21 protein-coding genes are annotated in these 22,600 nt (G+C 43.7%); all 21 read left to right on the forward strand.

Translation table 11 applies throughout. The annotated features are described in order from the left end of the window. Positions 1 to 6 precede the first annotated feature (6 nt). The 21 genes from P8596_RS10150 to P8596_RS10250 all read left to right on the forward strand — a co-directional run bounded on the left by P8596_RS10150 (position 7) and on the right by P8596_RS10250 (position 22,600). Positions 7 to 1,083, forward strand: coding sequence for a protein-glutamate methylesterase/protein-glutamine glutaminase (locus P8596_RS10150; protein WP_224520253.1), 1,077 nt, complete (start codon positions 7 to 9; stop codon positions 1,081 to 1,083). 15 nt (positions 1,084 to 1,098) lie between these two features. Beyond that, positions 1,099 to 3,135, forward strand: coding sequence for a chemotaxis protein CheA (locus P8596_RS10155; RefSeq protein WP_224520252.1), 2,037 nt, complete (start codon positions 1,099 to 1,101; stop codon positions 3,133 to 3,135). A 12-nt stretch (positions 3,136 to 3,147) separates the two neighbouring features. Next, entirely contained in the window at positions 3,148 to 3,594 is a 447-nt protein-coding gene (locus tag P8596_RS10160; protein ID WP_279726751.1) for a chemotaxis protein CheW, read from the forward strand. A gap of 14 nt (positions 3,595 to 3,608) precedes the next feature. Beyond that, complete coding sequence (locus P8596_RS10165; protein ID WP_224520251.1) at positions 3,609 to 4,244, forward strand: chemotaxis protein CheC; 636 nt, start codon at positions 3,609 to 3,611, stop codon at positions 4,242 to 4,244. Continuing rightward, positions 4,241 to 4,738 (forward strand): chemotaxis protein CheD, encoded by a 498-nt coding sequence (locus tag P8596_RS10170; RefSeq protein ID WP_279726753.1) that lies wholly within the window; start codon positions 4,241 to 4,243, stop codon positions 4,736 to 4,738. Before P8596_RS10165 ends, P8596_RS10170 begins: the two co-directional genes overlap by 4 nt. 75 nt (positions 4,739 to 4,813) lie before the next feature. Further along, entirely contained in the window at positions 4,814 to 5,572 is a 759-nt protein-coding gene (locus tag P8596_RS10175; RefSeq protein WP_224520250.1) for a FliA/WhiG family RNA polymerase sigma factor, read from the forward strand. Positions 5,573 to 5,722: 150 nt separating this feature from the next. Further along, positions 5,723 to 6,232, forward strand: a complete 510-nt coding sequence (locus P8596_RS10180; RefSeq protein WP_279726754.1) for a DUF6115 domain-containing protein — start codon at positions 5,723 to 5,725, stop codon at positions 6,230 to 6,232. 160 nt (positions 6,233 to 6,392) lie between these two features. Next, positions 6,393 to 7,100, forward strand: a complete 708-nt coding sequence (gene rpsB, locus P8596_RS10185; RefSeq protein ID WP_034760179.1) for a 30S ribosomal protein S2 — start codon at positions 6,393 to 6,395, stop codon at positions 7,098 to 7,100. Between the two features lie 150 nt (positions 7,101 to 7,250). Then, positions 7,251 to 8,132: a translation elongation factor Ts gene (tsf, locus tag P8596_RS10190; RefSeq protein ID WP_224520248.1), complete on the forward strand. Its 882-nt coding sequence runs from the start codon at positions 7,251 to 7,253 to the stop codon at positions 8,130 to 8,132. Between the two features lie 88 nt (positions 8,133 to 8,220). After that, complete coding sequence (pyrH, locus tag P8596_RS10195) at positions 8,221 to 8,946, forward strand: UMP kinase (protein WP_034760174.1); 726 nt, start codon at positions 8,221 to 8,223, stop codon at positions 8,944 to 8,946. Next, on the forward strand, positions 8,946 to 9,503 hold the full coding sequence (gene frr / locus P8596_RS10200; RefSeq protein ID WP_034760171.1) for a ribosome recycling factor: 558 nt from the start codon (positions 8,946 to 8,948) through the stop codon (positions 9,501 to 9,503). Before pyrH ends, frr begins: the two co-directional genes overlap by 1 nt. A 267-nt stretch (positions 9,504 to 9,770) precedes the next feature. Beyond that, the gene (locus P8596_RS10205) at positions 9,771 to 10,562 is read left to right on the forward strand and encodes an undecaprenyl pyrophosphate synthase (protein ID WP_224520247.1); all 792 of its coding nucleotides are present in this window, start codon (positions 9,771 to 9,773) and stop codon (positions 10,560 to 10,562) included. After that, on the forward strand, positions 10,562 to 11,344 hold the full coding sequence (locus P8596_RS10210; protein ID WP_079531434.1) for a phosphatidate cytidylyltransferase: 783 nt from the start codon (positions 10,562 to 10,564) through the stop codon (positions 11,342 to 11,344). Before P8596_RS10205 ends, P8596_RS10210 begins: the two co-directional genes overlap by 1 nt. 46 nt (positions 11,345 to 11,390) lie before the next feature. Further along, positions 11,391 to 12,533, forward strand: a complete 1,143-nt coding sequence (gene dxr, locus P8596_RS10215; protein WP_224521105.1) for a 1-deoxy-D-xylulose-5-phosphate reductoisomerase — start codon at positions 11,391 to 11,393, stop codon at positions 12,531 to 12,533. A gap of 121 nt (positions 12,534 to 12,654) precedes the next feature. Next, positions 12,655 to 13,911 carry an RIP metalloprotease RseP gene (gene rseP, locus P8596_RS10220; protein WP_224520246.1) on the forward strand — a complete coding sequence of 419 codons (1,257 nt, stop codon included), beginning with the start codon at positions 12,655 to 12,657 and terminating at the stop codon, positions 13,909 to 13,911. Positions 13,912 to 14,054: 143 nt separating this feature from the next. Beyond that, on the forward strand, positions 14,055 to 15,758 hold the full coding sequence (locus P8596_RS10225; RefSeq protein ID WP_279726756.1) for a proline--tRNA ligase: 1,704 nt from the start codon (positions 14,055 to 14,057) through the stop codon (positions 15,756 to 15,758). Between the two features lie 100 nt (positions 15,759 to 15,858). Next, complete coding sequence (locus P8596_RS10230; RefSeq protein ID WP_159361879.1) at positions 15,859 to 20,178, forward strand: PolC-type DNA polymerase III; 4,320 nt, start codon at positions 15,859 to 15,861, stop codon at positions 20,176 to 20,178. Positions 20,179 to 20,365: 187 nt separating this feature from the next. Further along, positions 20,366 to 20,836, forward strand: a complete 471-nt coding sequence (gene rimP / locus P8596_RS10235) for a ribosome maturation factor RimP (protein WP_034760152.1) — start codon at positions 20,366 to 20,368, stop codon at positions 20,834 to 20,836. Positions 20,837 to 20,871: 35 nt separating this feature from the next. Continuing rightward, complete coding sequence (gene nusA / locus P8596_RS10240) at positions 20,872 to 22,005, forward strand: transcription termination factor NusA (protein WP_061809955.1); 1,134 nt, start codon at positions 20,872 to 20,874, stop codon at positions 22,003 to 22,005. Between the two features lie 12 nt (positions 22,006 to 22,017). Next, positions 22,018 to 22,287, forward strand: coding sequence for an RNase P modulator RnpM (gene rnpM / locus P8596_RS10245; protein WP_034760146.1), 270 nt, complete (start codon positions 22,018 to 22,020; stop codon positions 22,285 to 22,287). A gap of 10 nt (positions 22,288 to 22,297) precedes the next feature. Beyond that, entirely contained in the window at positions 22,298 to 22,600 is a 303-nt protein-coding gene (locus P8596_RS10250) for a YlxQ family RNA-binding protein (protein ID WP_061809956.1), read from the forward strand.

The following is a 22,600-nucleotide window of genomic DNA, read 5'->3' on the forward strand; positions in this document are numbered from 1 at the left end:
CCCTGAATGAAAAAGGTTCTAGTTGTAGATGATTCAGCATTTATGAGGAAACTTATCAGTGAATTTTTAACGAGCAGCAAACAGCTAGAAGTGATAGGGATTGCAAGGAATGGAGAAGACGCGATTGCTAAGATTAAGAGACTTCGACCCGATGTCGTAACCCTTGATGTAGAAATGCCGAAGATGAATGGGATAGATGCGTTAAAGAGAATTATGGAAGAGTGTCCTGTCCCTGTCGTCATGCTTTCTTCCACTACCATTGACGGTGCGGATGAGACTGTTAAGGCCATGGAACTTGGAGCTGTTGATTTCGTTGCGAAACCATCAGGGACCATTTCATTGGATCTTCATAAGATTCAAGATGAAATGGTGGAAAAAGTAGTGGCTGCAAGCAAGGTGAATGTGGCGAAAATAACCAGGGCGTTTCAGAGGGAGTCAGCAATTGACGCTGGAATCGGCTCAGTTGAAAGGACAGGAAAATTACCGGTTGATCGTACATGGGGTGTGAATTCCCCTAAGATGATTCTGATAGGAACTTCGACGGGCGGCCCCCGGGCATTACAAAACGTATTAACAGGATTACCCCGTCAGCTGGATGCGCCAATCGTTGTCGTTCAGCATATGCCGCCGGGATTTACAAGATCACTCGCCAACCGTTTGGATGGTCAAGCCTCGATCCATGTGAAGGAAGCCGAACACGGTGAAATCCTTGAGAAGGGAACGGCCTATATTGCCCCGGGTGGTGTACATACAAAGGTGGTTGAAAACGGAGGGCAATTATCGATCCAACTGTCGAAAGAGGAACCGAAAAATGGTCATAGACCTTCGGTTGACATCTTGTTCAAGTCTGCAAGCCTGATTCGAAACTATGCCAAAATAGCTGTGGTTTTGACTGGGATGGGAGCGGATGGTTCAGAAGGACTGGTCAAGCTTAAAGAGCAAGGCGAAGTGAAAGCCATTGCAGAATCAAGGGAGACTTGTATTGTGTTCGGTATGCCGAAATCGGCTATCGCTACAGAGTTAGTGGACAGGGTGGAGCATATCGGGGATATCCCCCGATCAATAATGACGTACATGGTGTAGAGAGGTGTGGAGCACATGGAGCTTAGTCAATACTTAGAAGTGTTTATAGAAGAAAGTAAAGAAAATCTGCAAACCTGCAATGAGCAATTGCTTGAATTGGAGAAAAACCCGGAAGATCTTACGATTGTCAATGAAATTTTTCGATCTGCACATACACTTAAAGGAATGTCTGCCACTATGGGATATGAGGATTTAGCAAATTTAACCCATAAAATGGAAAATGTTCTTGATGCCATCCGTAATGAAAAAATAAAGGTGTCACCTGAAATACTGGATGTTGTGTTTAAATCCGTGGATGATCTTGAAGCCATGGTGCTCTCCATTGCCGATGGAGGAGATGGTAAGCGGGATGTCACAGAAGTGGTAGCGATGCTTGAGTCCATAGAAAAAGGGGAAAGTCTACACGCAGCACTTGTAGACAGTGAGGTGGCTGCTACTGCGGAAGTGGTTGAAAGACAGACATTATCCATGCAATATGAAGCCTTTGAGCAAACGGTCATCCAACAATCCCAAGAACAAGGATTCCGCTGTTTTGAAATTTCCGTTTCACTCCGGGAGGATTGCCTGCTTAAAGCTGCACGGGTGTATATGGTCTTTGAGGTGTTGGGGAAATTAGGTGAAGTCATCAAGTCCCTTCCGACAGTAGATCAACTTGAGGAGGAGCAGTTCGACCATTCCTTCGTTATTGCCGTTGTGTCGAAAGAAGATGCCGTCCATATAGAGAATGCGGTGCGTAAAGTTTCTGAAGTGGACGAAGTCTCTGTTGTGGAACTCACGAGCCAGCATCTCGAGAATCAGAATCAAGTAGAAGCTACCGATACAGAACCTGCTCAGAAAGAAGTGGAAGTAAAAGGACAGGAGACTTCTAAACCTGCCGGCAACGTGACGAAGCATTCGAATCCTTCCAATAAAACGATTCGTGTCAACATTGAACGACTGGATGTCCTTATGAACCTTTTTGAGGAGCTGGTCATTGATAGAGGGAGATTAGAACAAATCTCCAAGGATTTGAATAATCCTGAGTTAAATGAAACTGTTGAAAGAATGACAAGAATATCAGGGGACTTGCAGAACATCATCCTGAATATGCGTATGGTTCCTGTTGAAACTGTATTCAATCGTTTTCCACGAATGGTCAGACAGCTTGCACGGGATTTGAATAAAAAAATCGAATTAGAAATCATCGGTGCAGAAACGGAACTTGACCGAACGGTAATAGATGAAATAGGGGATCCCCTTGTTCACTTGATACGAAATGCATTGGATCATGGTATCGAAATGCCGGAACTCCGTGTGAAAAATGGAAAGCCTGAACAGGGAACCGTCAAGCTGAAAGCGTATCATAGTGGGAATCATGTCTTTATCGAACTGGAAGACGATGGAGCAGGCATCAACAAAGAGAGGGTCCTCGAGAAAGCAATCCAGAAAGGAATCGTCGCAGAGGAAGCCGCTCATACATTAACCGATCGACAAATTTATGAACTGATACTTGCTTCAGGGTTCTCAACAGCCGAACAAATTTCGGATATCTCCGGAAGAGGAGTCGGATTGGATGTAGTAAAAGCGACGATCGAGTCTTTAGGCGGCTCCATTACGATTGATTCAACGGTGGGGCAGGGGTCATTGTTTTCTATTCAATTGCCACTCACTCTATCCATTATTTCCGTCATGCTGGTAGAAATCCAGGAAGAAAAGTATGCCATTCCTCTTTCTTCGATCATTGAGACGGCAATTGTGAAAAAGGAAGAAATCATGAAAGCTCACAATCAGAGAGTGATCGATTTCAGAGGAAAAGTCGTACCATTGCTGTTTCTTGAGGATGTATTTGAGGTACCGAAACATGCCAAGGATGAAGAATTGTATTCTGTTGTCATAGTGCGAAAAGGTGAAAAAATGGCCGGGTTAGTCGTCGATTCCTTTATTGGACAGCAGGAAGTTGTATTGAAATCGTTAGGGAATTATTTAAACGATGTATTTGCGATCTCTGGTGCCACCATTTTAGGAGACGGGCAAGTAGCGCTGATCGTTGATTGCAATGCGTTAATAAAATAGGAGGTAAGGATAATGAGTGAAATCATAGATGCCGTGGAAGATCTAAAGCTTATCGTATTTCAATTGGTGGATAAGGAATACGCCATTCCAGTGCACCAGGTGCGATCCATCGAGAAGCTCGAACATATTACAAGAGTTCCTAGAACCGCTTCCTATGTTAAAGGCGTGATCAACCTGCGCGGGGTTGTGACTCCTATCATCGACTTAAGGAGCCGATTCGATTTACCGGTTTCAGAGCCGACTGACAGTACACGTGTGATCATTGCAGGCTTAGAAGACAAAGAAGTTGGTCTGATCGTGGATGCCGCCAATGATGTACTGGACGTTGCGAGAGAATCGATTGAACCCTCCCCGGAAGTTGTGGGAGTCGTCGAAGTAGAGTACATCGGTGGAGTCGTAAAGCAAAACAAACGCCTGCTGATCATCCTCCATTTAGATAAAATACTTCAATCCATCTAAGGGGAGAGAATCGTTTGGGCTATGAAAAAAAGATAACATCGATGCATTTAGATATATTAAAAGAAATCGGTAATATAGGGGCGGGGCATGCTGCGACTGCCCTTTCCACCCTGCTTGATAAAAAGATTGATATGAAAGTACCGAGCGTTCAAATCGTATCATTTGATCAAATGATGGACATGGCAGGTGGTCCTGACAATGTGGTCGTAAGCGTATTCTTACGGATTGAAGGGGAGGCGCCGGGAAGCATGTTCTTCCTATTGCCACTTGAACAGGCTTCCATGTATATCCGAAGCATGATCCAGGACCGTTCCTTCTCGTTCAATGCCCCCCCTTATTCAGAACTGGGGCTGTCTGCCATGCAGGAACTTGGGAATATTCTTTCTGGTTCATATTTATCCTCCCTGTCGGACTTTACAAATCTTAAGCTTCTCCCATCTGTTCCTGCTCTATCCGTTGACATGGCAGGTGCGATCATCGGGTTTGGATTACTGGAAATATCCCAGGTGAGCGATTATGCAATCGTCATAGACACTGCCCTGAAAGAAGAGGAAGGTGAGGAATCGGAAAGTGTGAAGGGTCATTTCTTTCTCCTGCCGGATCCCGATTCCTTTGAAATCATTTTTCAGTCATTGGGTGTAAGCCTATGATGGGTACAAGCACTGTTGTAAGGGTCGGAATTGCGGATATGAATATCGTCGAGGACGGAGGCTCGATCCGCACCTCTGGCCTTGGGTCGTGCGTAGGGGTCGTTTTATACGATGAACATCTTAAGCTTGCCGGGATGGTTCATGTGATGCTCCCTCACTCCTCGATCGGAAATGAAACCAAACCGAATCCCGCTAAATACGCCGACACGGGAATCGAAGAACTCATAAGACTGCTAAGAAACCGTGGGGCATGTGTTAAACGGCTTCAATGCAAATTGGCCGGTGGTGCGCAAATGTTTCAATTTCAATCGAAGAGTGACGTCATGAGGATCGGCCCAAGGAATGTGGAAGCTGTAAAAGTGGCCCTTTCAAAGCATGGAGTGCCTGTGGTTTCCGAGGATTTAGGCGGCAACAAAGGAAGAACGATCGAATTCTTTACGTCCACCGGGATTCTACAGGTGCGAACAGTAAATGAAGGTACAAAGGAATTGTGAGGTCATTCATTCTGCTCAGGTAAAATCAATCACTAAGCGGTTCCATGAAAGAATTAGTCAGCAAGGAGGATTCTTATGTCTCAACATTCCACTCGAACAGATGAACAACAATATTGGGAGAAATGGATCAACAGTCGTGATACAGAAGCCGGAGATATGTTGGTGAAAAAGTACATGCCACTTGTGTCGTATCATGTGCAGCGGATTTCCGTTGGCCTGCCAAGGAACGTCTCGAGAGAAGATATTAAGAGTCTTGGTTTGATGGGGTTGCTGGATGCACTTCAGAAGTTTGATCCTTCAAGGGATTTAAAGTTTGATACATATGCGTCGTTCCGGGTCAGAGGCGCCATCCTTGATGGGCTGAGAAAGGAAGACTGGCTTCCCCGGTCTACAAGGGACCGGGCAAAGAAGATCGAGGCCAGGACCGTGGAGCTTGAACAAACGCTATTACGCCACGTGACCGCAGAGGAAGTGGCCGCTTCATTGGAAATGACACCTGATGAAGTGTACCAGACCACAAATGAGCATTTCTTTGCCAATGTCCTTTCCATGGATGAGCAATTGACGGATGACGATCACGAATCTCAAAACTATTCCATCAAAGATCATAAAACGATTTCACCCGAAGAGGAAGTATTGAAAGGTGAAAAACTGAATGAATTAGAGAAAACGATCTTGACCCTTTCAGAGAAAGAACAGCTTGTGTTAAGTTTATTCTATAAGGAAGAACTGACGCTGACGGAAATCGGTGAAGTCATGAGCTTGTCTACATCCAGGATTTCTCAGATCCATTCAAAATCCATTTTCAAATTACGAAATCTCCTGGGCTCATAAATGCTGTGAAAAATGAGGTTGCTATAACCTAAAAAAGATTACACACGGATGGACTGTCCCTGCAACATGCGCATATGGGAGCAGTCCTTTTACTTGAAGGGAAAATCAAGCTGAAAGAATGAATTAAATCAAACAAAATAGGGTGAGGACATGGTTACGTTTCTACTTTTTATATCTTTTCTTCTAAATATTGTTTCCCTGCTTTCAATCGTCATTTTATACTCCAGGCAAAACCGATTTGTAAACATGGAAAGAGAGCAAAAGAAGATCATCAGTGAAATGGAAGATATCATTTCAGCTTATCTGATTGAAATGAAAGAAGAAAATGATGAATTCATGCGTAAGATTAATACACAAGTACATAACGACAAAGAAAACATCCTTCACACCGAAGAAAATAAACAAGGGGATCCCGGGACATCTGAAAAGGTCACAAAGTGGACAGGTGCCGGATATAAGCGTTCCTCACAAGCTTATAAACAGATGAAGGACCATGGACCGGACCCCGATGATCAAACCAAAGAGTCGGAACAAGACCCCCTCCTGAAAAAAGTACTGACTTTAAAGGAAAAGGGGATGTCAATTGAAGATATTGCCGAATCTCTTGGAAAAGGTCAAACAGAAATCGAGCTCCTGCTGAAATTTCGTCAAATTATGTAGGAAGTCCTTGCCTGTCGGGGATAGGTATGCTATAGTATTCATGGTGTGATTACACACGTTTCCCGAGTGGGGTAGATGGTGCTATTCTGTAGAATAGTTTCTACTTTCCAGATGACGGAAACGGAGGAGAAAAACAAAAACCATTTAGGAGGAAACACACATGTCAGTAATTTCTATGAAACAATTGCTTGAAGCTGGTGTACATTTCGGACACCAAACTCGCCGTTGGAACCCAAAAATGAAGAGATACATCTTCACTGAGCGTAACGGCATCTACATCATCGACCTTCAAAAAACAGTTAAAAAGGTTGAAGAAGCTTATAACTTCGTGAAAGAGCTAGCTGGTAACGGCGGTAAAGTTCTTTTCGTAGGAACAAAGAAACAAGCACAGGAGTCTGTTAAAGAAGAAGCAGAACGTGCAGGTATGTACTACATCAACCAACGTTGGTTAGGTGGAACACTTACAAACTTCGAAACAATCCAAAAACGTATCACACGTCTTAAAAACATCGAAAAGATGGAAGAAGACGGTACGTTTGAAGTACTTCCGAAGAAAGAAGTTGTACAACTTAAAAAAGAACATGAGCGCTTAGTTAAATTCTTAGGCGGAATCAAAGATATGAACACGCTACCTGATGCATTATTCATCATCGACCCTCGTAAAGAGCGTATCGCAGTAGCAGAAGCTCGTAAACTTCATATCCCTATCGTGGGTATCGTTGATACAAACTGTGATCCGGATGAAATCGATGTTGTCATTCCTGCGAATGATGATGCGATCCGCGCGGTTAAGCTTCTAACAGGTAAAATGGCGGATGCTATTTTAGAAGCTAAGCAAGGTGAAGAAGCAGCTGTAGCAGCTGAGTAATCAACGAAAGGTGATAAGAGGGCTTACCCTTATCACCTTTTTTTAAAGAATATTCACATGTACCGCACTCTAAAAGAGCGTTGGTACGTTTATGACTCATACCTATTGGTCCCTGAAGTCTACATAGTCAAACTAAGGAGGAAACCCACTATGGCAATTACTGCACAAATGGTTAAAGAACTTCGTGAAAAAACTGGCGCTGGAATGATGGATTGTAAAAAAGCGTTAACAGAAACTGACGGAGATATGGACAAAGCAATTGACTTCCTGCGTGAAAAAGGAATCGCGAAAGCAGCTAAAAAAGCGGACCGTATCGCAGCTGAAGGAACTACTTACATTGCAAGCGAAGGAAACACTGCAATCATTCTTGAAGTGAACGCAGAAACAGATTTCGTTGCGAAAAACGAAAACTTCCAAAACCTTGTTAAAGAACTATCTGATCACCTTCTTGCTAACAAGCCGGCATCTGTTGAAGAAGCCCTTGAGCAAAAAATGGCAAATGGTTCAACTGTAAATGAATTCATCAACGCTGCCATCGCTAAAATCGGTGAAAAGATCACTCTTCGCCGTTTTGAGATCCGCACGAAAGATGATAACGCTGCATTCGGTGAATACCTGCACATGGGTGGCCGCATTGCTGTTCTTACAGTAGTGGAAGGTACGACTGATGCAAGTGTAGCGAAAGATGTTGCCATGCACGCTGCAGCACTAAATCCTAAGTATGTTTCCCGCGACCAGGTTTCTGCTGAAGAAGTAGAACGTGAGCGTGAAGTACTTAAACAACAAGCACTAAACGAAGGAAAGCCTGAAAACATCGTTGAAAAAATGGTAGAAGGCCGCCTTGGTAAATACTTTGAAGATATCTGCATCCTGGATCAAACATTCGTTAAGAATCCAGACCAAAAAGTACGTCAATACCTGGAAGCAAACAAAGCTACTTTAACTGATTTCACTCGTTACGAAGTAGGAGAAGGTCTTGAGAAGCGTCAAGAAAACTTCGCTGAAGAAGTAATGAACCAAGTTAACAAATAAGATCAGCTAAAGTTGAACATTATTTAGTAGGGAACACCTAGTGTGTTCCCTATTTTTCAAGAAAAATTCTATTTTTATGGAGGTTCCCATGAGCGTTCCAAAATATAAACGTGTCGTTCTTAAACTTAGTGGAGAAGCATTAGCTGGTGATGATGGCTTCGGAATTAATCCTTCTGTCATTAAAAATGTAGCAGAAGAAGTAAAAGAAATCGCTGAACTTGATGTAGAAGTAGCAGTTGTCGTTGGCGGAGGAAATATCTGGCGTGGTAAAATAGGTAGTGAAATGGGTATGGATCGTGCATCTGCAGACTATATGGGGATGCTTGCGACCGTCATGAACTCTTTGGCTCTTCAAGACAGCCTTGAACAGCTGGGCATCGAGACAAGGGTTCAAACATCCATTGATATGCGCCAAGTGGCAGAGCCATACATTAGACGCAGAGCCATCCGTCATCTAGAGAAGAAACGGGTTGTCATCTTTGCGGCTGGCACAGGTAATCCATACTTCTCGACGGATACTACAGCTGCGCTCCGAGCGGCGGAAATCGAAGCAGAAGTGATTCTTATGGCTAAGAACAACGTAGATGGTGTATACTCAGCAGATCCTAAGAAGGACGAAACGGCTGTTAAATATGAAGAACTCTCCTATTTGGATGTTCTGAAGGAAGGCTTGGCCGTCATGGATTCAACAGCGTCTTCTCTATGTATGGACAATGATATTCCGCTTATTGTATTCTCCATCATGGAGAATGGGAATATCAAGAGAGCCATCACTGGTGAAAATATAGGTACAATCGTAAGGGGGAAATCATAATGCCAAACACAATCATCACAAATGCAAAAGAAAGAATGTCCAAAGCCATTCAAACATTTTCTCGTGAATTAGCGAGCATCCGTGCGGGAAGAGCTAATGCTTCCCTGCTCGATAAGATCTCGGTTGATTACTATGGTGCACCTACACCAGTCAATCAATTAGCCGGAATCTCCATTCCTGAAGCCCGTATGCTTGTCATACAGCCTTATGACAAATCAGCTTTAGGGGACATCGAAAAGGCAATCCTGAAGTCGGATCTTGGGATTACGCCTACAAGTGACGGAAACATCATCCGTATCGTCGTTCCTGCTTTAACGGAAGAGCGACGCAAGGAACTTGTGAAGCTTGTCAAAAAAGAAGCGGAAGAGGCCAAGGTTGCCATCCGTAATATTCGCCGTGATGCTAACGATGAATTGAAGAAAAAAGAGAAGAACGGTGACATCACTGAAGATGATCTTCGTGGTTACTCTGATGATGTTCAAAAAGCGACGGATGAAAGTATCGTCAAAATTGATAACATTGCAAAAGATAAAGAACAAGAAATGCTGGAAGTGTAATCTCTCATAAACGAATCATTAGGGGCTGTCCTGTAAGTGAACTCATATTCCTTATGGGCCGGTCCCTTTGTTTTAATAGAAGGCCATACATAGCTTTCCTTTTCTCTGAGGAGCGTTTTGTTCCGGGCGTGTTTGGGCGAACGACCTGGAAAAACGACATGAATATTTATAGAATATACATAATCTATTTTCTTAAAGATATCTTCCTTGTTTTTTGATATGATAGTAAAGGTAAATATTTTTTGGATTGTTGGTGGAGGATTTTTTATGCTAAACAAGCTTAAGCAATGGAAACGACAGCAAACTTCCGAGGAAGTGGATGATCGATTTCAGGAATTACTAAAACACCCGATTCCGGGTCATATAGCGATCATAATGGACGGTAATGGACGATGGGCCAAAAAAAGGGCGTTGCCAAGGGTTGCAGGACACCATGAAGGCATGAAGTGTGTCCGCAGGATTACCAAATTGGCAAATGAACTTGGACTAGAAGCCTTGACTCTATATGCTTTTTCTACAGAGAACTGGAAACGCCCTAAAATGGAAGTCGAGTTCCTTATGAAATTACCAGAGGAATTTCTCGGGACGTTTCTTCCCGAATTGGTTGAAGAAAATGTACAGGTGAAGATGATGGGGTCTCCGGATGCCTTGCCAGTCCATACGAAAACAGCCGTTAAAAAGGCCATGGATGCAACTAAGCACAATGACGGGCTTATCCTTAACTTTGCATTGAACTACGGCAGCCGGTCAGAAATCATCGATTCTATGAAGCATGTCTTAAAAGATGTCCAGAATGGAATACTAGATGAGAGTGATTTAAACGAAGAATTATTTTCAAGTTATTTAATGACAAAAGATTTAAAAGATCCAGACCTGCTTATTCGAACGAGTGGAGAAATCCGTTTAAGTAACTTTATGCTTTGGCAATTGGCTTATACGGAATTCTTTTTTACAGATGTACTGTGGCCGGATTTCGGTAAGGAACATTTAGTTGAAGCCATCGAGGCTTATCAAGGTCGTTCAAGAAGATTTGGTGGGTTACAAAGCGAGGAATCCTAATGAAACAAAGAATTATTACAGCAGTGGTAGCGGCAGCAATATTTTTACCAATCATCATTTTTGGTGAAACGCCATTCATCATTTTAATGTATCTGATTGCTTCCATAAGTTTATACGAGGCTTTAAAGATGAGGGGCCGATGGATTTTCAGCATCCCGGGCTTGTTGTCCCTTGCTCTTTTATGGGTGTTCCTCATTCCGACGGAAACGATCGGAATCATTGAAGATTTCGGTTACTCCAAGATTGAGCTTGCCTTTCTTGCCGTGTTATTATTTTTAACGTATACAGTGGCGACCAAGAATCGTTTCAATTTTGATGATGTGGCGTTTTCACTTTTAAGCGTTTTATATGTTGGGATCGGTTTCTATTATTTCATGGAAATCCGTCTGGAAGGCGTGCAATTTGTTTTTTATGCGTTATTTATCATTTGGGCAACCGACTCGGGTGCTTATTTCATCGGCAGGGCAATGGGGAAAAAGAAGCTATGGCCGGAAATCAGCCCGAATAAGACCGTTGAAGGCTTCGTTGGAGGCATCATTTGTGCCGTCATCGTGGGCGTCATCATGACGTTCTTCACCGATCTTGAAATGTCCCTCCCTAAACTGGTGATCGTGACAGCGATTCTATCTATTTTTGGGCAAGTGGGGGACTTGGTGGAGTCTGCTCTCAAAAGGCATTACAAAGTGAAGGATTCAGGACATTTACTGCCGGGCCACGGTGGTATGCTGGATCGTTTCGATAGCTTGTTATTTGTTTTACCCCTCCTTCACTTTCTGTTATAGGGTGGAATGAAGGTGAGGAAGGTCGTAATCGGGAGGAGTGTAGTTGTTGAAGAAAATCAGCTTAATGGGTGCTACAGGGTCGATCGGGACACAAACCCTGGATGTCATTCGGGAACATCCTGAAGAATTTAGACTGACAGCTATGTCTGTCGGCAAAAATATAGAAGAAGCCAGGAAGATGATCACTGAATTCAATCCCAGGCTCGTATCTGTCCAGCGTAAAGAAGATGCTGAAACCTTATCGAGAGAGTTTCCTTCTTCTGTAAAAGTCCTTCATGGTGATGAAGGATTAGTGGAGGTAGCTTGTCACCAGGATGCCGATATCCTTGTGAATGCGGTACTTGGGAGTGTAGGATTATATCCTACCCTTCAAGCCATTGAGGCCGGTAAAACGATTGCGATTGCCAACAAAGAAACCCTGGTGACAGCCGGTCATCTGGTTATGGAAGCGGCAAGGGCCAAAGGGACGTCCCTGCTGCCTGTGGATAGTGAACATTCCGCTATCTTCCAGGCCCTTCAGGGAGAACGTGAAAAGAATATAGAAAAGTTAATCATTACGGCGTCAGGTGGAAGTTTCAGAGATCGTACGAGGGAAGAATTGGTCGGTGTCACGGTTCATGAAGCGTTGAATCATCCAAATTGGTCAATGGGGGCTAAGATCACCATCGACTCGGCGTCCATGATGAACAAAGGGTTAGAGGTCATCGAAGCTCATTGGTTGTTCGATATCCCATACGATCGGATTGATGTTGTGCAACACAGGGAAAGCATCATTCACTCGATGATTCAATTTCATGACTCATCTGTCATGGCCCAACTGGGTACACCGGACATGCGCGTTCCCATTCAATACGCCCTTACCTATCCGGACAGGCTTCAAAGACCCGGAAAAAGGCTGGACCTTGTAGAAATAGGAAAACTCCATTTTGAAGAAATGGATTTAAACCGTTTCCGGTGCCTGGCTTTTGCATACGAAGCGGGAAGGATCGGCGGAAGTATGACGACGGTTCTGAATGCAGCAAATGAAGCAAGCGTGGCGCTGTTCCTGGATAATAAAATATCCTTCCTCGACATAGAAACATATATCGAAAAGGCTATGAATGCCCACCAGGTTATACATAGACCTGACCTTGAAACCATACATCAAATCGATCTCGAGACCCGTCGACTCGTTTCAGGCTGGGTGTAGGCAACGGTCTTTAGCATGTTTACACAGATTGTGACGTAGAATGATTGTGGACATGTTTTTTACGGGATACTTTAACATTTAAATCTGTTACCAACAGGTTATAAAAAAGGTGGTTTTTTATTTGCAAACGGTGATTGCCTTTATTGTTATTTTTGGGGCTTTAGTATTTTTTCATGAACTTGGGCATTTAATCTTCGCTAAACGTGCAGGGATCCTATGCCGTGAATTTGCCATAGGGTTTGGTCCTAAAATATTCTCTTATAAAAAGGATGAAACAACCTACACCATTCGTTTACTGCCTCTGGGGGGCTTTGTACGGATGGCGGGAGAAGATCCGGAAATGGTGGAGCTTAAGGCCGGTCATCGTGTGGGGCTTGTACTCGATCAGCATGAAAAGATCGTTAAAATTGTCATGAATAATAAAGATCGCTATCCTAATATTCGTGTCATCGAAGTGGAAGAAGCAGATCTCGAACATAGACTGCATATCCGTGGATACGAGGAAGACGAGGAAGAATTGAAAACCTTCCCGATTTCACGAGATGCGGTATTCATTGAAGATGGTGTGGAAACGCAAATAGCCCCATGGGATCGACAGTTCGCTTCCAAGACCCTTCCCCAAAGGGCATTGGCCATCTTTGCCGGACCATTATTTAATTTCATTTTGGCTTTCTTTATCTTTATCCTGGTCGGTCTATTACAGGGTGTACCTACAAACGACCCAGTACTTGGGGAATTGACCGAAGACGGGGCAGCAAAAGAGGCAGGTCTTCAAAAGAATGACATCGTCATGAGTATCGACGGGAAAGAAATATCCACCTGGGATGATATCGTGACGATTATTCAGAAGCATCCGGGGGATGAACTGAGATTCAATGTTGACCGGGATGGCTCCGATACTGAAATCCCTGTCACTCCAAAACCTCAGGAAATCGAGGGGAAAGAGATCGGGATCATCGGCGTTCACAGCCCCGTGGAGAAGTCGCCACTCAAGGTAGTCTCCAACAGTGCCCAGCAAACCTATGAATGGACCAAAATGATTTTTGTCCTTTTAGGGAAGCTTGTATCTGGAGAATTTTCCATTGATGCATTATCAGGACCTGTCGGAATCTATCAATCGACAGATGTCGTAGCGAAATCAGGAATATACTATCTGATGAGATGGGCTGCCATCCTTAGCATCAACCTGGGAATCATGAATCTACTACCGATCCCTGCCCTTGATGGAGGCAGACTACTATTCTTCGCCGTAGAAGCGGTCAGAGGAAAACCTGTAGATCGTCAAATGGAAGGAATGGTCCACTTCGTTGGATTCGCCCTTCTCATGGTACTCATGCTCGTCGTCACATGGAATGACATACAAAGATTTTTCCTTTAGAATTCAACGAATGAACCAAAACAGGCAGTTTCTCCCTTTTCAATCAAAAAATGAGGGTGTTACTGCCTGTTCATTTAAGTTAAAATAGTGAGAAGGAAATTCTTACACTACATAAATAATTTTACGGTATGAGGTGCTAGTAAATGAAGCAACAAAATACATTCATCCCGACACTGAGGGAAACACCTGCTGATGCAGAAATCAAAAGTCATCAGCTTCTCATGCGTGCGGGATTCATCAGACAAAATGCCAGCGGGATCTATAGCTTTCTGCCACTGGGAAATAAAGTGTTGAAAAAAGTAGAACAAATCATCCGTGAGGAATTGGATGCAGCAGGTGCTGTTGAACTGCTTATGCCTGCCCTTCAACCTTCCGAACTCTGGAAGGAATCCGGGCGCTGGGGAACATACGGACCGGAATTGATGCGTATGAATGATCGTCATGATCGTGAGTTTGCCCTGGGAGCCACCCACGAGGAAGTCATCACCAGCTTAGTGAGGGATGAAATTAAATCGTACAAACGCCTGCCCCTTACCATGTATCAGATCCAAACGAAATTCCGGGATGAGAAACGTCCCCGCTTTGGACTATTGAGGGGAAGGGAATTCATCATGAAGGATGCGTACTCTTTCCATTCATCATTTGAAAGTCTGGACGAGACGTATAATGCATTATTCAAAGCGTATTCCAACATATTCAGCCGGTGCGGTTTGAATTTCAGGGCGGTCATTGCTGATTCAGGTGCCATGGGCGGTAAAGATACACATGAATTCATGGTGCTATCAGAAGTTGGTGAAGATACGATCGCCTATTCCGATTCATCTGATTATGCCGCCAACATCGAGATGGCTGAAGTGGTGGATGCCTACACCCAATCCACAGAAGAGATGCATAAAATGGAAAAGGTATCAACACCTGACGTCAAATCCATTGAAGAAGTATCCTCTTTCTTATCCGTAGAGAAAGATCAATGTATTAAGTCGCTTTTATTTAAAGTGGATGATGAATTTGTTTTGGTATTATCCCGTGGTGATCACGAAATCAATGATATTAAAGTGAAGAATCTTCTACATGCAAGCGTGGTTGAGCTTGCTTCAGCTGAAGAAACGAAAGAGGTCACAGGTTGCGAAATTGGATCTGTCGGTCCCTGCTCGTCAAATGTGAAGATTGTAGCTGATCAGGCAGTCAAATACATTCTTAATGGTGTTACAGGAGCAAATGAGACAGGATATCATCTTACCAATGTGAATCCTGAACGTGATTTCGAGGTATCCCAGTATGCAGACCTGCGTTTCATTCAAGAAGGGGATCCTTCTCCTGACGGAAATGGGACGATCATGTTCGCAAAGGGAATAGAAGTGGGACATGTTTTCAAACTTGGAACCAGGTATTCAGATGCATTAGGAAGCTCATTCCTTGATGAAAATGGCCGTTCTCAATCCGTCATTATGGGCTGTTACGGTATAGGAGTCTCCCGTACCTTAGCTGCGGTTGCAGAACAATTCAACGATGACAGGGGTCTTTTATGGCCAACGAATCTGTCTCCATACGACCTTCATTTAATCCCAATCAATATGAAGGATGAAGCACAGGCCGCACTATCGAACGAACTTTATGACACATTTAAAGAAAACAGATATGATGTATTAATGGATGATCGGGCTGAACGTCCTGGAGTGAAGTTTGCCGATTCAGACTTGATCGGCCTGCCGATCCGCGTAACGGTCGGGAAGAAAGCCGGAGAAGGAATCGTTGAAGTGAAAGTTAGAAAAACCGGTGAAATGCTGGAGGTTCATAAAGATGAACTTCTCGCCAAGCTGCAAGAACTATTCAAGACTCTTTCTTAAATCTAAAAGGGCTCGACTTTAAAGGAGGCCATCCTTTTGCTGTCAGCCCTTTTTATTCTGTAAACAAAATGATCCAAGAGTAGAAATGGGGGAAAGGAATATGGAAGAAAAGCCCCTGGGCAAAAGGGAAAGGTTTCAATTACTGCTGCAACAGTTAGGCTTAACAGAGGATGCCTTTGTGCAGTACTTCAGACATGCTGAGATTGAGAAATTGGCAGTGTACCGCAAGGAAAAGAAATGGCATTTTTACTTCACGTTTGAAGAAATCATCCCTTGTAACGTGTGGAGTAAATTTTCCATTGCACTGCAGACATCCTTTAAGCATATTGCCAATGTAGGCTATTCGATCAAAGTGTTGAATCCCAATGTGACGGATCAGCATATTTTAGATTATTGGCAGGACTGCGTAAAAGAAATTCAAGGGATCTCACCACCCTTATTAAAATTATTAAATACCCAAAAGCCGAAGATCAATGGAAACAAAATCATTGTTCAGGCTTCAAATGATACAGAAGCAACACAGCTTAAAAGAAAATACGGAGATATCATCACCTCCACTTTCGAAAACTTCGGGTTTCCCAGATTCGTTCTGGATGCCGAGGTAAGTCAAGTGGAAGAACAAAGCAATGAATATGAGAAATTTTTGGAAGAAAAGCTAAAAGAGGATCAGGAACGAGCAAAACAGGCACTTATTGAAATGGAAAAAGCAGAAAAAGAGGGTCCAAGTGATGCACCGAGTGGGCCATTCATGCTTGGTCTTACGATCAAGGACGATGCTGACTTCCGAAAAATCGAAGAAATTTATGACGAAGAGCGCCGTATCGCCATTGAGGGTTATGTGTTCGACTGTGAAACAAGAGAACTCAGAAGCGGACGCACCCTGCTTACTTTTAAGGTGACCGATTACTCAAGCTCGATACTGGTCAAAATGTTCTCCAGGGATAAAGAGGACGCAGCAGTCATGAACAACATGAAAAAAGGTATGTGGGTCCGCTGCCGCGGAAGCATACAAAACGATACATTTGTTCGGGACCTTGTGATGATTGCCAATGATGTGAATGAAATCAAGCCGGTTCTTAGACTTGATACTGCCCCGGCCGATGAAAAAAGAGTGGAGCTGCACATGCATACTCCAATGAGTCAAATGGATGCCGTCTCTTCTGTTGCTAGTCTTGTATCCCAAGCGAAGAAATGGGGTCATAAAGCGGTTGCGATAACAGATCATGCCGTTGCGCAATCCTTCCCGGAAGCATATAACGCAAGTAAGAAAAACGATATTAAACTGTTATATGGTGTGGAAGCCAATCTTGTGGATGATGGGGTACCGATCGCCTACAATGATCGCGACCTTCCCCTCGAAGACAGCACCTATATTGTATTTGACGTGGAAACGACGGGGCTTTCCGCAGTATACGACACCATCATTGAACTCGCCGCGGTGAAAATTAAAGATGGAGAGGTCATTGATAAATTCGAGTCATTTGCGAACCCTCACCACCCTTTGTCTGCCACGACGATTGAATTGACGGGTATTACGGACGACATGGTACAGACTGCTCCAGAGATCAATGATGTCCTCATCAGATATCATAAATGGGTAGGGGATGATATTCTGGTCGCCCATAATGCTTCCTTTGATATGGGGTTCTTGAATGCCGGGTATCAAAAAGCCGGTATCGAGAAAGCTTCCAACCCCGTCATTGATACATTGGAGCTAGCAAGACTGCTTTATCCGCAATTTAAGAATCACCGTCTGAATACACTGGCGAAGAAATTCGATATCGAACTGACCCAGCATCACCGGGCCATCTATGATGCAGAAACAACTGGGTATCTCCTTTTGAAGATGTTGAAAGATGCAGTCGAAAAAGGGATCACGAACCATAATCAATTCAATGATTATATGGGGAAGGGTGATGCGTACAAACGCTCAAGGCCATATCACTGTACATTGATTGCCCAGACGGAAGAAGGGTTGAAAAATCTTTATAAACTTGTTTCCATTTCTCACATGAATTATTTCTTCCGGGTACCACGCATTCCGCGTTCCCAACTGCAAAAGTACCGTACGGGAATCCTCGTAGGTTCAGGTTGTGACAAGGGAGAAGTATTCGAAGGGATGATGCAGAAAGGGAAAGAAGAGGTAGAGGAAAAGGCCCATTTCTACGATTACCTGGAAGTTCATCCTAAAGAAGTGTACCAGCATTTGATTGAATTAGATCTCGTGCAAAGTCAGAAGAACCTGGAAGATATCATCCAAAACATCGTTGAGCTGGGAAGGAAACTGGATAAGCCTGTTGTGGCGACTGGTAACGTTCATTACTTAAATGAAACGGATAAAATATACCGGAAGATCCTCGTGGGATCACAAGGTGGAGCCAATCCACTGAATCGTCATGAACTTCCTGATGTCCACTTTAGGACAACGAATGAAATGCTCGATGCTTTCTCTTTCCTTGGTAAAGAGACGGCTAAAGAAATCGTAGTGGATAATTCGAATAAGATCGCCGATATGGTAGATGTCATTAAGCCGATCAGGGACGATCTCTATACACCGAAAATCGAAGGTGCCGACGAGGAAATGCGCCGGATGAGTTATGCCATGGCGAAAAGCATCTATGGAGAAGATCTTCCGGAAATCGTCGAAGCCAGGATCGAAAAAGAGTTAAAAAGTATCATCGGACACGGTTTCGCGGTCATCTATCTGATCTCTCATAAGCTGGTTAAGAAATCGTTGGACGATGGTTATCTCGTTGGTTCACGTGGATCGGTCGGATCTTCTTTCGTAGCGACGATGACAGAGATCACCGAAGTGAATCCACTGCCTCCTCATTACGTCTGTCCGTCCTGTAAGAAATCTGAGTTCTTCGATGATGGTTCAGTCGGATCGGGCTTCGATCTGCCGAACAAGGACTGTCCGGATTGCGGGGTTCCTTATAAGAAAGACGGTCATGATATACCTTTTGAAACCTTCCTGGGATTCAAAGGAGACAAGGTTCCGGATATCGATCTGAACTTCTCAGGGGAATATCAGCCGAACGCCCATAATTATACAAAGGTTCTTTTCGGGGAAGATAATGTATATCGAGCAGGTACGATCGGGACTGTGGCAGAAAAGACGGCCTACGGGTATGTAAAAGGATATGCGAATGATCATCAGCTTCAGATCCGTGGAGCCGAAATTGACCGTTTGGTAAGTGGATGCACGGGTGTCAAGAGAACAACCGGGCAGCATCCTGGAGGAATAATCGTTGTACCTGATTATATGGATATCTTTGATTTCTCACCTATCCAATTTCCTGCGGATGATTCGAATTCCGAATGGAAAACGACGCATTTTGATTTCCATTCCATCCATGACAATCTACTGAAGCTGGATATTCTGGGACATGATGACCCTACTGTCATCCGTATGCTTCAAGATTTATCCGGGATCGATCCCAAGACGATCCCTACCGACGACCCTGAAGTGATGAAGATCTTCAGCGGTACCGAATCCCTTGGTGTGACGGAAGATCAAATCATGTGTAAGACCGGTACACTCGGAATCCCTGAATTCGGTACAAGATTCGTCCGACAGATGCTTGAAGATACAAAGCCGACAACGTTCTCCGAGCTGGTCCAGATTTCAGGTCTTTCCCACGGTACCGACGTATGGCTGGGGAATGCACAAGAGCTCATCCATAACAACATCTGTAATCTGAGCGAAGTAATCGGGTGTCGTGATGATATCATGGTATACCTGATCTATCAGGGACTCGAGCCTTCACTTGCCTTTAAGATCATGGAATTTGTTCGTAAAGGTAAAGGTTTGCAGGATGAATGGGTAGAGGAAATGAAGAAGAACGGGGTACCGGATTGGTATATCGATTCCTGCCTGAAGATCAAGTATATGTTCCCGAAAGCTCATGCTGCCGCCTATGTATTAATGGCTGTTCGTATTGCGTACTTTAAGGTGCATCATGCACTACTTTATTACGCCGCTTATTTTACCGTTCGAGCGGAAGATTTCGATATCGAAGCGATGGTAAGAGGATCGCAGGCTGTAAGGGCCAAGATAGAGGAAATCAATAGTAAAGGTCTTGACGCATCACCGAAAGAAAAGAACACTTTAACGGTTCTGGAGTTGGCACTTGAAATGTGCGAAAGGGGCTATAAGTTCCAGAAAGTAGATCTCTACCGTTCAGAGGCTGCTGAATTTGTCATTGATGGAGATACTTTGATCCCGCCATTCAACTCCATCCCGGGACTTGGAACGAATGCCGCCATCAATATTGTTAATGCGAGGCAGGCCGGTGAATTCCTCTCGAAAGAAGATCTGCAGCAAAGGGGACGTGTATCCAAGACGATCATTGAATATCTGGATAATCACGGCTGCCTTGAAGCCTTGCCGGATAAGAACCAATTATCCCTCTTTTAAGAGCGATACGACGGGAATTGTTTGCATAAAAATGTTGATTATGGTATATTTTTATTGGAAATACTAAAGATAGCTCTAAAGGTAGAAGAGTGGGGTCGCACCCCACTCTTTCGTTATTACATGGACATTTTTTGAACTATCATTTCTAGTCTTGGTGCAAGATTTTCATATAGACCAGGAGGTAAGTATGAGCAAAATAACAACACTAGTAGAAGAAATTGTGACACCAATCTTAGATGACATGTCTTTGGAACTCATCGATATGGAATATGTTAAAGAAGGATCCAACTGGTTTCTTCGGATATTCATCGACAAAGATTCCGGTGTTGACATTGAAGAATGTGGAATAGTAAGTGAAAGACTTAGTGAAAAGTTAGATGAAATTGACCCAATTCCTCATAATTACTTTTTAGAAGTTTCTTCACCGGGTGCTGAACGTCCTTTAAAGAAAGACAAGGACTTCGAGAAAGCCATCGGCAAAAATGTTTATGTGAAGACATATGAGCCATTGAACGGCGAAAAGGCATTCGAGGGAACACTTCTTTCCTATACTTCAGACCAATTATCATTAGAAGTAACCATTAAGACTCGAAAAAAGAAGGTTGAAATTCCAACAGATAAGATAGCCATCGCACGATTGGCTGTTACATTTTCATAGGAACTAACCGCACTATAAAGGGGGATGAAACCACCATGAGCACTCAGTTATTAGATGCTCTAACTGTTTTAGAGAAAGAAAAAGGCATTGCAAGAGATGTCATCATTGAAGCCATTGAAGCGGCACTTGTGTCAGCTTACAAACGAAATTTCAACCAGGCACAAAATGTCCGTGTAGACCTTAACCTCGATACGGGGACGATGAGAGTATTCGCCCGTAAGGAAGTCGTGGATGAAGTGTTCGATTCCCGTCTTGAGATCTCGGTCGAAGACGCCGGGGAAATCAACCCAAGCTACGAAGTGGGAGACGTTGTTGAACTTGAAGTGACTCCTAAGGATTTCGGGCGCATTGCTGCTCAGACGGCAAAGCAGGTTGTGACTCAGCGAGTGAGGGAAGCAGAGAGAGGAATTATCTATTCTGAATTTGTGGACCGTGAAGAAGACATCATGACAGGTATCGTTCAACGTCAGGATAACCGATTCATCTATGTGGCATTAGGGAAGATTGAAGCCCTCCTGCCGGTCAGTGAGCAAATGCCTAACGAAACATACAAACCTCATGACCGGATCAAGGTATTCATCACAAAGGTGGAAAAGACGACCAAAGGCCCTCAAATCTTTGTTTCACGAACACACCCGGGCTTATTGAAGCGACTATTTGAAATCGAGGTTCCTGAAATCTTTGACGGAACGGTAGAAATCAAATCGGTTGCACGCGAAGCCGGGGACCGATCTAAGATTTCGGTTCACGCTGAAAATCCTGAAGTGGATCCTGTAGGTGCATGTGTGGGAACCAAAGGTGCCCGTGTACAGGCGATCGTGAACGAATTAAAAGGTGAAAAGATCGATATCGTCCAGTGGTCGGAAGATCCCGTGACATTCGTAGCCAATGCTCTAAGTCCATCTAAAGTACTGGATGTACAGGTGAATGAAGAAGATAAGGCAACCAGAGTCGTGGTTCCTGACTATCAACTTTCCCTTGCAATCGGTAAACGTGGTCAAAACGCTCGTCTTGCAGCTAAATTGACAAACTGGAAGATTGATATCAAGAGTGAAACAGATGCACGCGAATTAGGATTATATCCTCGTGAAGAGGCCTTTTTGCCTCAGGATGAAGAGGAAGAGTATGACAACGAGCCTTTAAATATTGATTTCGAAAATCAAGATTAAGAGGTGGGCATGATGGGTGTAAATAAGAAGATCCCCTTGCGCAAATGTGTGGCAACGGGTGAAATGAAGCCGAAAAAAGAAATGATACGTATTGTCAGATCTAAAGAAGGGGAGGTTTCCATCGATCCTACCGGTAAGAAATCAGGACGTGGAGCCTATCTCTCGAAGGATAAAGACGTCATTTTATTAGCTAAAAAGAAAAATACTTTAGCCAATCAATTACAAGCGAAAATAGATGAATCTCTTTACGATGAATTGATTAGCCTTGTAGAGAAGGAGTAACGTTTAGCGTATGAATCAGAATCGTTGGATGTCACTTTTAGGATTGGCGAATCGGGCACGTAAGATTATTTCAGGTGAAGAGCTTGTTATTAAAGAAGTTCGTAGTGGACGAGCGAAACTTGTCATTCTTTCCAAAGATGCTTCTGCTAATACAAACAAGAAGATCACGGACAAATGTAAATCGTATCATGTCCCGGTATGCTTAGTGGAAAACAGGCATGACTTAGGTCAAGCCATTGGAAAAGAAGCCAGGGTGGTCGTCGCCGTAATGGATGCCGGCTTTGCTAAAAAATTATCCGAACTGCTCGATTGA

It is taken from the genome of Rossellomorea sp. DA94, from assembly GCF_029834455.1.
Taxonomy (GTDB): Bacteria; Bacillota; Bacilli; order Bacillales; family Bacillaceae_B; genus Rossellomorea; species Rossellomorea vietnamensis.

What these genes read in the sequence shown, in the direction of transcription:
- P8596_RS10250 (WP_061809956.1), top strand. Translation starts at nt 22,298, where the DNA reads ATGAATCAGAATCGTTGGATGTCACTTTTAGGATTGGCGAATCGGGCA.
- nusA (WP_061809955.1), top strand. Translation starts at nt 20,872, where the DNA reads ATGAGCACTCAGTTATTAGATGCTCTAACTGTTTTAGAGAAAGAAAAA.
- rimP (WP_034760152.1), top strand. Translation starts at nt 20,366, where the DNA reads ATGAGCAAAATAACAACACTAGTAGAAGAAATTGTGACACCAATCTTA.
- pyrH (WP_034760174.1), top strand. Translation starts at nt 8,221, where the DNA reads ATGAGCGTTCCAAAATATAAACGTGTCGTTCTTAAACTTAGTGGAGAA.
- rnpM (WP_034760146.1), top strand. Translation starts at nt 22,018, where the DNA reads ATGGGTGTAAATAAGAAGATCCCCTTGCGCAAATGTGTGGCAACGGGT.
- rpsB (WP_034760179.1), top strand. Translation starts at nt 6,393, where the DNA reads ATGTCAGTAATTTCTATGAAACAATTGCTTGAAGCTGGTGTACATTTC.
- P8596_RS10175 (WP_224520250.1), top strand. Translation starts at nt 4,814, where the DNA reads ATGTCTCAACATTCCACTCGAACAGATGAACAACAATATTGGGAGAAA.
- P8596_RS10180 (WP_279726754.1), top strand. Translation starts at nt 5,723, where the DNA reads ATGGTTACGTTTCTACTTTTTATATCTTTTCTTCTAAATATTGTTTCC.
- P8596_RS10150 (WP_224520253.1), top strand. Translation starts at nt 7, where the DNA reads ATGAAAAAGGTTCTAGTTGTAGATGATTCAGCATTTATGAGGAAACTT.
- P8596_RS10225 (WP_279726756.1), top strand. Translation starts at nt 14,055, where the DNA reads ATGAAGCAACAAAATACATTCATCCCGACACTGAGGGAAACACCTGCT.
- P8596_RS10205 (WP_224520247.1), top strand. Translation starts at nt 9,771, where the DNA reads ATGCTAAACAAGCTTAAGCAATGGAAACGACAGCAAACTTCCGAGGAA.
- P8596_RS10210 (WP_079531434.1), top strand. Translation starts at nt 10,562, where the DNA reads ATGAAACAAAGAATTATTACAGCAGTGGTAGCGGCAGCAATATTTTTA.
- frr (WP_034760171.1), top strand. Translation starts at nt 8,946, where the DNA reads ATGCCAAACACAATCATCACAAATGCAAAAGAAAGAATGTCCAAAGCC.
- P8596_RS10155 (WP_224520252.1), top strand. Translation starts at nt 1,099, where the DNA reads ATGGAGCTTAGTCAATACTTAGAAGTGTTTATAGAAGAAAGTAAAGAA.
- tsf (WP_224520248.1), top strand. Translation starts at nt 7,251, where the DNA reads ATGGCAATTACTGCACAAATGGTTAAAGAACTTCGTGAAAAAACTGGC.
- P8596_RS10160 (WP_279726751.1), top strand. Translation starts at nt 3,148, where the DNA reads ATGAGTGAAATCATAGATGCCGTGGAAGATCTAAAGCTTATCGTATTT.
- P8596_RS10170 (WP_279726753.1), top strand. Translation starts at nt 4,241, where the DNA reads ATGATGGGTACAAGCACTGTTGTAAGGGTCGGAATTGCGGATATGAAT.
- P8596_RS10230 (WP_159361879.1), top strand. Translation starts at nt 15,859, where the DNA reads ATGGAAGAAAAGCCCCTGGGCAAAAGGGAAAGGTTTCAATTACTGCTG.